Genomic DNA, 7198 nt, shown 5'->3' on the forward strand with positions numbered 1-7198 from the left:
GTCGTTTCGCTTCTTTGGCGTGTTTGTTTACGATATCCTTCTCAACTTGACCTTGGTATTCTCGTTTTATGTTTTCGATCTCTTTCGTTTTTTTAGCTAATTCTTTCTTAGCTTTGAGTAACGACTCATCTGCGAATGTGCGAATGCCGTTGTAAATTAAACCTAAAATGAACGCTGTCATGAGGCTAAACAAGAATATGTAAACCCATGATTGCCATTGGTACCAGAGCGTTTTTGCGCCTTGTGCTAGTAAAATAGGACCATTTGAGTTGGATAAGTCTACTAACCAAATCGTGCTATCGGGAGTTAGAAAATCAAGAAATGGTGCTGCAAAAAGCAATACCAATCCCACAACAATTACCGTCAAAAATCCCCAAATCATCGTAGGTATACCTCTGTAATATCGGGGCGGAAATGCCCTAGCTCTTGAGAAATAATCGTCATGACATCGATACGCTCAAAGTGGTTAGCCAGTTGTTCGTAGCGGTTTTGTGCGTAGCTATGGCGTAAGCCGTGTGCTCCGTTGGAGTACCCAAGAGCGCGAGAACTCGCTTTGCTGAACGCATCAGAAAACTTGTGTCCTCCTGCTATGTTGTAATGCGATTCGTAATTCACGCCCCTGTCAGAGAGTTGCTGTGGTGTATCGAGTCTGCGTTCTTCTAACTTTTCTGCCAAATGGTTGGGGATTTGAACTTCACGAATGAGACCGCCTTTCCCTTGAACCGTGTAGGTTTTTGAGTCATTGGGGAGTTGGGAAAATTTATCTTGGTGTACGTCCCGTGGACTCGGATTTACTTCGCCAGAAGGTCGTAGTGTGTACAGTTCGTGAGCGCGTAGACCCGCTTCATGACAAAGTTGTGTTGAGAGTGCATGTTGCTCGGTTTGGTGCTGAATGATCGCATTGACCTGTTCTGGCGTGTAAGAACGAGAGTTTTCAATAGTTTCTTTTTTAGATGTAGGAAGCTCTTTGGGTGGGTATAGTGTTTGATTGGGTTCTAACTTATGTGTGACATGCTGCATCATTGTTTGTATTGCCTGACGATCCATGTCGATTGTGCTTTGTTTACATTCGTGAGCGCGTAACTCTATGTAGTTTTTTGCTTGTTCTGGGGTTAGTTCTCTTAGAGAGCCAAGCTTGAACTCTTTCAGATAATCGCAACAGGTTTTCAATGCTTGTTCGTAGTTCCTCGCCGTTCCCACCGATTCTATGGCATTACCTTTCCCCTGCATTTCTTTCATGACAGAAGCGGCTTGTTTTTCTGATTTTGCGAAGTGCCCTTTAGCCATTGCGTGTTACTCCGATGGAATGGATATATCGGAGGATGGTACTGCGAGCTGCATATTGCTTGTGTTCAGTTTGGAGGTGCAGAGCAATCAGTTCTAAAGATGCGCCATGCTTGTACATTTTGGCGATTTCAGAACGGAACGGTTCAAGTTTAGAGGTGCGTTTCTTATAGTTTTTGCCTTTGCGTAAAGCACGGGTCTTTTTTGCAGCTTCGGTCGCTGCTACTGGATCAAAGCTCATAAAAATCTCGATGTGGGCGTAAGAACTAGCTAAATATTTTCGTAAAAATATCCAGACGGCATTGCCGTTCGCCAATTTTGCTTTTTTTCGTATAGCAAGGCCGACTGTTCACACCTTTTCACGTTCACTTTCCGCCAGTGAAGTGCGTACTGATTTTTGTGTTTCGCTGCTTTGAGAAGCACCGTTGGTATCAGTAATTAAAACCAACGTGTACGGTGTTAACTAGGCCGTACTCCCCTGAGGCAAAATCATTTTTTAGTTCTCTGACTAAGCGCGGATTTGATTTTCGCAGACCAAACCAAGGAGGTTGTAGAGGTCAGGTTCCTGCATAAGCAGCAGTGGGCTATGGAAATTCCATTGTGACATTTTCACGTTTTATCTGCAATATTGTTTTGTTGCAGGCTTTTTGTTGCGTGAAATTATATAAAAGCTTATTAAAGCTCGCGCTATGTGGAATTTTTAAATTCTACATAGCGCGAGTAGGCTCGCGAAATTTGCGAAAAGTACCGCCTGAATTGCGTAGCAACAGGGCGGTGCTTTGAGTGAATTTGACGGGGTTAGGGGCAGTAGCCCCTCACGAACTGACGCGCTGCGCTTGTCGCATCACTAGCCCAAGATAAACTGCAAGTTTATCCTGGGCCGGTGATGTGCATTTTGAACGCTAGGCGTTTTTGAGCTGCATGATCAAGAGCCAAACTTAGGAAACAAAACGCTGATGGTAAGGTGGATAAAAGAATCTATGAGAAAGAGGCTGTTATGTTTATTCGAGTTATTTTTACAGCATTATCATTTTGCGCTGTTTTCATTGTGGTGAGTGACAACATACCGGGTTGGGGGAATGCTTTGGGGTGGAGTTACATCTTGGGTATGTTGGCTCTGGGGGTAATAACATTGAAAGCCGAACAGCTCATGGCATGGTGTGATAAGCAATTAGCGAAAAAGAGAAAATGAAGAGGTATACTAGGTGTGTTAATAATTAACACATGGTGATTTTATGGCTAGAACAACAAGCGTCACAATCGGAGAATCTCTTGATTGTTTTATCGAAAGAATGATCGCAACAGGTCGTTATGGCTCAACAAGTGAAGTGATGAGAAGTGCATTGCGACTACTCGAACAACAAGAGAATCAACAAGACTTACTGCGAAAAGCGCTCGATGAGGGTGAGGCGAGCGGAGAGTGTTCCTTGTCATTAAAAGAAGTGGCAGCAAGAAGAAAGGCCAAGCTGCATGTATAAACTTTCCCAAAAAGCAGCAGACGATTTTGGGGATATCTACGAATATACCTTTTTAAATTTTGGCGCAGAGCAAGCCGACAACTACACCGATGAAATGGAACAATGTTTACAAACTCTGTCAGAGGCACCATTCATTGGTCGAGATTGTTCCGAACTTCGTTCTGGCGTACGTCGTCATGATCATCAGAAACACGCCATTTTTTATCGAGTTCGAGAGTTCGATATCTTTGTTATCCGGATCTTGCACCAACAGATGAACCCAATGTTGCATCTTTAAATTACTTAATTTTTTGATAAAACCTAGAAAAACGCCCCTTAGAGGGCGTTTTTTGTTTCAAACGAACAGCGCCATCTTTGCCCTGTAAATCGCCTGAAAAGCGTCACAAACTTTCAGCCCGATTTCTGGGTCAGTAGGGCATAGTAAGTGCTTAAAAACGTGCCTAGAGCCTCTGATGGCGTTCTAAGGGCTGTTTTTGATAGCTAACTCGCCCGTTTAACATAATAGGAATAATAGACACCGATTTTGAGTGTGGCTCAGGCATAAATTTGGATTCTGATTAATGTATACATCTTCAAGTGGTTCTATGAAATTGGTATACATTAATCAATAGGGGGAGGTGATTTTCGTTACAGAGTCACGCGTTGCGAATCACTCTTAAATGCTTTGTTAGAGCACTTTGCTCTGTGTCACCAAGTCAAAAGCTTCGTTAACTTTTTTCCCAAGCGAAATCTGTTTGATTCCTGCAGGAACATGTAAGAACAGTGGAAAAATAGCCCAAAAAAAGAATAGCCCAATAACAACAAACAACCATCCACCTACTACTTGGGCATCATACTTACCAAATACTCCCTTTGTGTGGTTATTGTAAGCATAGGCAATAAACTTACCTGTTTTTGAGTCCCGCTCGCCGACAACAGTAACTTCATCATTACGATTAATAACCCAAGCATCAGATACTTGAAGTTCGATTACACAATTATTTTCACTTAATTCAAACTGTACCTTGGTTTTAGTGACCGCTTTGAAATTAATAACCTTACCAACTAATTTATCTAACATTATTTTGTTAACTCTATGTTACTTTACTAGGAGTGCTCTAACGCCCTGTTAAGGGGTGAGCAACGCAATACCGAAGCTTCCGCATACCGCCTTAACCACTAAAACCAACGCATAGTAAAAATGCCACGCGTTGTGAATCCCTCTTAAACAGTTTGTTAGCCCTTTGCCCAAATTTGGTACGTGTAATCAATATTTGAACTGAAACTTTGCTCAAATGTTTGTTTGAAACTCTGTGGAACTGAAGGGAAAAACACGTCGCCAGAGATGTGCTTATGAATCACTGAAAGATGGATAACATCTGCTTGTTCGATTAATGCTTTGTAAATTTCACCACCACCAGAAACAAAGACATGTGTTGTCGTATTGTCTAAGTAAGATAATGCCGATTCAATGCTGGTGAAATAAATAACATCTGGATCATTCGAGACCATTTCTGAGCGAGTAACCACAGCATATTTCCTATTGGGAAGTTTACCCATTGAGTCGAAAGTTTTACGACCGACTAAAAGCCAATGATTGTAAGTCATAGCTTTGAACAGGAGCTGCTCACCTTGTACATGCCAAGGTATATCCAATCCAGAGCCAATTACTCCATTCTCAGAAACTGCTGCCATAATGGATATTTTCATTTTTCCTCCTGAGGGCTAACGCCCGCCTAAGGGGCTGGCAACGCATAACAACTAAACTCAAACACAACAACTGCAACCACAGCGGCTCATTGGGACTGGAAACGCCACGCGTTGACAGTCCCTCTTGAGGCGTTTGTTATGTGTGTGTTCAAACCATCAAATTTAGTCAGGAACTACTATTAAACCTAATTGCTCTAAAAGTTGTTCTTGCTGCCACGAACAGATTTTTACACCTGTAAGGTCAACTTTCCGAGGGTCTAAACCATACAACTCCGAGTGGCTCAAATCACAACCTTGCAACCTACACTGGCTCCAACACCCTTCAGAAAATACTCCCCGACTTAAATCAGACTCTTTAAATGATGCACCACTCAGATTTGCGCCAATCCATCTATTCTCAAACAAATCACACTTTTCGATACACTGCCTTTCAAAGTTGGCGTATGAAAGATTACAACCTGTTATATAAGCTGAACAAAAATACATTCTGTTCGATACCTGATTCATGAAGCTAGCTTGAGAAAAATTGGCACCCTTTAAATCGCATTCTCTGAACTCGATACCAAAACAATTTGCACCTTTGAAATACGACATTGAAAGACTGCAGTTTTTAAAAGATGCATCTCTAAGATCCGAGTAAGAAAAATCACACCCCTCTAATTCACCTCGTTCAATGAAAGAACAATCTACAAATTGTGTATCGCGGAGGTTCGCTCGTTTAAAGGAACAGCAGAAAAATTTGCAATTTTTAAAATACTGACCACTCATGTCTTGATGTGAAAAGTCTGCTTGTACATATAACTGGTCTGTTTTATCCATTTTCTAGCCCTCTTTCTATTTGAGTCGAAGACTAACATTTACCAACCAGTTCTCAAGAAAAATAAACACCTTAAAAACAGCAACTTACAACCACTTAAAATCGCAAAAATAAGGCGCCAAATTGACGCTCTAAGGCACCGTTTTTTAATTCACCCATGCCGCATGGCTAGAAAAAAGTTTTGATTAATCATGGCGCTTGCAAGAAAAACACATAACGCTTTCTATACGGCGAAAAGCCGTATTTCTACTCAGATCTAAGCTCATTTAATCTTTCATGGTCAACATAAATTCAAAGACTTAAAGATAAATTCGGCATGTTAGGTGGTAACATGTCGCTTAATGTGAAGAGTGGGATTTAACGTAATGTCACTTTGTGCGAAGTGCAGTGTTTCGGTAGAACAATGATTCTCGAAAGGTCGCTATAGCGGCCTTTTTTGTGCCTGAAAGCAAGAAAAGCGAAGGGAAATTGCGAAGTAAGGTATTGAGGAGTAAGATTAACTCTAGATAAAACAAAGCCCCGAAACTCATTCAAACTTGGCGGAATGGAGAGTTATCAGGGCTAAAGCTTAAGGTAATTTTAACACATGGAAAGACAAAGACAATCCACACGTAACCGCCATAAGTGCAGTTATGTGTGAAAGCTAAACAATCAAACGCATTTCAACTCGATCTAATCGAGACGCTTCCTCATAAGCCGTATTGCACCGATGAACTCGGTGTCACTTACATACGCCCAAAAAGTACAGCGATTAAGAAAAAATATCTGCAAGTGAACCAACCGAAGTTGGTCACTTACCTTGTCTTTGATATTGATCGACAAGGCGGTGTGTTGGCTTGGTACGACAACGATCTTCCCACACCATATTGGACTTCAAAGAACCCAGAGAACGCACACGCACACATTGCGTATCGCTTGAAAGTTCCATTCTGTACGTCTGATATCGCGCATAGTGAACCTATTCGCTACGCAGCTGCGATTGAATCCGCGATGATTGAGCGTCTGAAAGCGGATCGTGGATTCGCAGGACTACTGACGAAAAATCCACTGCACCCACATTGGCAAAATGAGTTTTGGACAGAGTACGAGTACACACTCGATGAACTGGCGGAATACCTCGATCTGAAAGGCCACCCGTTACGTGGTAGCGAAACGTCTGGTCTTGGCCGTAACTGTGAGTTGTTCGATAACACTCGTCAGTGGGCATATAGAGCGATTCGGGAATACTGGGCGCCTAACTACAAAAGAAAGTGGAATGCAGCCGTCTACGACAAAGTAGAAAGTACGAATAGCCAGTTCAATGTTCCTTTGCCCGTGTCAGAAGTGAAAGCGATAGCGAAGTCGATCGCTAACTGGACGTATCGAGAATTCACGCCAGAAAAGAAAAGCCAATGGCACGCTAAGAAAGGTGCTAAGGGTGGAAAAGTTTCAAAAGGTGGAGGTAGACCTAGCCTTAACGAACCTTGGGTTGAGCTTGGTATCAGTCGAAGAACTTACTTCCGTTGGAAGTCGACTGGCAAATTGTAATGTGTGGCACTAAACAAGCTATATCAGATAACAGCCCTTTTTAGGGTTGTTATCTGATTAATGGCCTCTATGTTTCTTTGCTAATCTTGCTAGAGCGGTATACGTGATTTTTGTTCCATCCGTGAACTTCCAGTCTATTTCATCTAAGAACTCTGCCATTATTTTCTTCTCTGCGCTCAGTCGATCTCTTTGACCTAACTTACTCTGTGTCTGTTGGTTTTGTCGACGGTGTGCGTGATTGACTATTCTTATTTGCTTTTGTAACGCCACTTCCTTGTTCTCTGTTTGCTGCTTGATAGCGTAGATCTCGTTTTCTTTCTTGTTGAGTCGTTTCGCTTCTTTGGCGTGTTTGTTTACGATATCCTTCTCAACTTGACCTTGGTATTCTCGTTTTATGTTTTCG

The 7198-nt window shown here is 42.1% G+C and carries 9 protein-coding genes and 2 pseudogenes; 4 read left to right on the forward strand and 7 right to left on the reverse strand.

From position 1 onward, the window contains the following. The 3 genes and pseudogenes from R7P74_RS23995 to R7P74_RS24005 all read right to left on the reverse strand — a co-directional run. Positions 1-382 (reverse strand): annotated as a pseudogene (locus R7P74_RS23995) (hypothetical protein); the annotation flags it as partial. Further along, complete coding sequence (locus tag R7P74_RS24000) at positions 379-1287, reverse strand: tyrosine-type recombinase/integrase (protein WP_102137292.1); 909 nt, start codon at positions 1285-1287, stop codon at positions 379-381. The pseudogene R7P74_RS23995 and the gene R7P74_RS24000, both read right to left, overlap by 4 nt. After that, a complete protein-coding gene (locus R7P74_RS24005; RefSeq protein ID WP_169573145.1) occupies positions 1280-1525 on the reverse strand; it encodes a hypothetical protein in 246 nt (81 codons plus the stop codon). Before R7P74_RS24005 ends, R7P74_RS24000 begins: the two co-directional genes overlap by 8 nt. A gap of 723 nt (positions 1526-2248) precedes the next feature. Here R7P74_RS24005 and R7P74_RS24010 point away from each other — a divergent pair. Genes R7P74_RS24010 through R7P74_RS24020 form a run of 3 tightly spaced genes read left to right on the forward strand, consistent with a single transcriptional unit; the run spans position 2249 to position 3039 of the window. Next, the gene (locus tag R7P74_RS24010; protein ID WP_225452192.1) at positions 2249-2476 is read left to right on the forward strand and encodes a hypothetical protein; all 228 of its coding nucleotides are present in this window, start codon (positions 2249-2251) and stop codon (positions 2474-2476) included. Positions 2477-2519: 43 nt separating this feature from the next. Then, positions 2520-2762 (forward strand): type II toxin-antitoxin system ParD family antitoxin, encoded by a 243-nt coding sequence (locus R7P74_RS24015; RefSeq protein WP_012615282.1) that lies wholly within the window; start codon positions 2520-2522, stop codon positions 2760-2762. Next, positions 2755-3039: a type II toxin-antitoxin system RelE/ParE family toxin gene (locus R7P74_RS24020; RefSeq protein WP_012615283.1), complete on the forward strand. Its 285-nt coding sequence runs from the start codon at positions 2755-2757 to the stop codon at positions 3037-3039. The genes R7P74_RS24015 and R7P74_RS24020 overlap by 8 nt, the downstream gene beginning before the upstream one ends. A gap of 390 nt (positions 3040-3429) precedes the next feature. Here R7P74_RS24020 and R7P74_RS24025 read toward each other — a convergent pair whose 3' ends face one another. From R7P74_RS24025 to R7P74_RS24035, 3 genes are all read right to left on the reverse strand, one after another. After that, the gene (locus tag R7P74_RS24025; protein WP_000884724.1) at positions 3430-3822 is read right to left on the reverse strand and encodes a hypothetical protein; all 393 of its coding nucleotides are present in this window, start codon (positions 3820-3822) and stop codon (positions 3430-3432) included. 155 nt (positions 3823-3977) lie between these two features. After that, on the reverse strand, positions 3978-4451 hold the full coding sequence (gene dfrA31 / locus R7P74_RS24030) for a trimethoprim-resistant dihydrofolate reductase DfrA31 (protein WP_000703246.1): 474 nt from the start codon (positions 4449-4451) through the stop codon (positions 3978-3980). A 162-nt stretch (positions 4452-4613) separates the two neighbouring features. Continuing rightward, on the reverse strand, positions 4614-5270 hold the full coding sequence (locus tag R7P74_RS24035) for a quinolone resistance pentapeptide repeat protein QnrVC5 (protein ID WP_000361705.1): 657 nt from the start codon (positions 5268-5270) through the stop codon (positions 4614-4616). A gap of 634 nt (positions 5271-5904) precedes the next feature. On the opposite strand from R7P74_RS24035, the gene R7P74_RS24040 reads away from it, so the two are divergent. Further along, on the forward strand, positions 5905-6795 hold the full coding sequence (locus R7P74_RS24040; protein ID WP_012615284.1) for a replication initiation protein: 891 nt from the start codon (positions 5905-5907) through the stop codon (positions 6793-6795). A 57-nt stretch (positions 6796-6852) separates the two neighbouring features. On the opposite strand, the pseudogene R7P74_RS24045 reads toward R7P74_RS24040, so the two are convergent. After that, positions 6853-7198: pseudogene (locus R7P74_RS24045) on the reverse strand (hypothetical protein); the annotation flags it as partial.

Source organism: Vibrio sp. 2033, assembly GCF_033339735.1.